This is a genomic window from Absiella sp. AM29-15 (genome assembly GCF_003434225.1).
In the GTDB taxonomy this organism is placed as follows: Bacteria; Bacillota_I; Bacilli_A; order Erysipelotrichales; family Erysipelotrichaceae; genus Hoskinsella; species Hoskinsella hominis.
This window is the reverse complement of the sequence record NZ_QVFL01000046.1, coordinates 1-1,571: the sequence shown is the minus strand read 5'-3', so window position 1 is coordinate 1,571 and position 1,571 is coordinate 1. Positions and strand designations below refer to the sequence as shown.

2 protein-coding genes are annotated in these 1,571 nt (G+C 31.1%); one reads left to right on the top strand and one right to left on the bottom strand.

Translation table 11 applies throughout. The features are described 5' to 3' along the window. A partial coding sequence (locus DW761_RS20815) for an IS3 family transposase (protein WP_199485674.1) occupies positions 1-1,007 on the top strand: 1,007 nt, incomplete at its 5' end. Here DW761_RS20815 and DW761_RS20810 read toward each other — a convergent pair. After that, positions 1,004-1,480 (bottom strand): hypothetical protein, encoded by a 477-nt coding sequence (locus tag DW761_RS20810; RefSeq protein WP_117456293.1) that lies wholly within the window; start codon positions 1,478-1,480, stop codon positions 1,004-1,006. The two genes, DW761_RS20815 and DW761_RS20810, sit on opposite strands and share 4 nt — an antisense overlap. Between the last annotated feature and the right edge of the window lie 91 nt (positions 1,481-1,571).

Genomic DNA, 1,571 nt, shown 5'->3' with positions numbered 1-1,571 from the left:
GAATATCAAAATCAACAGATCAACGCACTAAAAAAAATAAATTTCATCGACAAGAAGGCGGAATGGAAACGACTCAAGAAAAATATAGATGTATCAAAGAAATAACAGAGAATGATAATAATCTCTTGAATATCACTTGGTTATGCGAAATAGCAGGTGTTTCAAGATCTGGGTATTATAGCTGGTTCAACAATAAAAATTCCAATATGAAACGTGAGAAACAAGATCAAGAAGATTTTGATTTGATATTAGAGGCTTATATGTATCGTGGGTACAATAAAGGAGCTAGATCTATTTATATGCGTCTACTACATAAAGGAATCGTCATGAATCTAAAGAAAATCCGGCGTTTAATGAAGAAATATGGTCTTAAATGTCCCATCCGAACAGCGAATCCTTATAGAAGGATGGTGAAAGCACTCAAGACCGATAGTATCGCAAAAAACGAGGTGAACAGGAATTTTCGACAAGAACCAAGGAAAGTAATTCTTACAGATATCACATATCTCTTCTATGGAACTGGTAAAAAAGCTTATCTATCGTGTATGAAAGATGGATATACAAAACAGATATTAGCATATGTAGTAAGCGGATCATTAGAAATAGATTTCGTACTTGAAACAGTCAAGCAGCTGATATCCAGGCATGGCAAAGAAATCAGTATGGTTAAAACAGAAGTATATTTGCATAGTGATCAAGGTTGTCACTATACAAGTATACAATTTAGGCAATTACTTAAAGATAAAAATTTAAGACAATCAATGTCAAGAAAAGGGAATTGCTGGGATAATGCACCACAAGAAAGTTTTTTTGGACATATGAAAGATGAAATAGATATAAGGAACTGTAATACTCTTGAAGAACTAAAAGCCATTATAGACGATTATATGGATTATTATAATAATGAACGCTATCAATGGGAACTTGCGAAATTATCACCAAATGAATATTATGAATACTGCGTGAATGGTATATATCCATTAAGTAAATATGGCACAGAAGCTTAAAAAGCATCTGTGCCATATTGTTTTCTAGAATAAACATAATCATTCAATCTTTCCTTCTTAAAATCATCAAATGATAAATCAGAAGGGAATAAATCATATTCAAATTGAATCAATTGTCTTGAAAGACTTTCACATTCGCATTCAAGCCAAAATGTATATTCTCTTGTAGTTATAAAATTTTTACCATCAAAACAATCTTGTTTATCTTTATTGAATAAACCACTAAGATCATTGATCACATGAACAAGCAGATCAACTAAGATAGGATTTTCAATAACAGAAGCTAACTGTTCACCATTCCAAAAATCATCATTAAACTTAGATAGTTCAACGCTGATAGAAAGTTGTGGTATGGATAGCCAATTAAAATGATTTCCTTTACCCACAAAACCTATTAGTTTATATCCATCACTAACAAGCAAAAACTCTTTCACTTCTACATTACCAATTGATTTTAATTCATAATCATACATATCCTTTACCTCCATAGCTAAAGGATAGTATATTTATTTTAAGATTTACACTGGTTTTTTTTTAATTGTCCTTGACAAAGGGTACACTTTA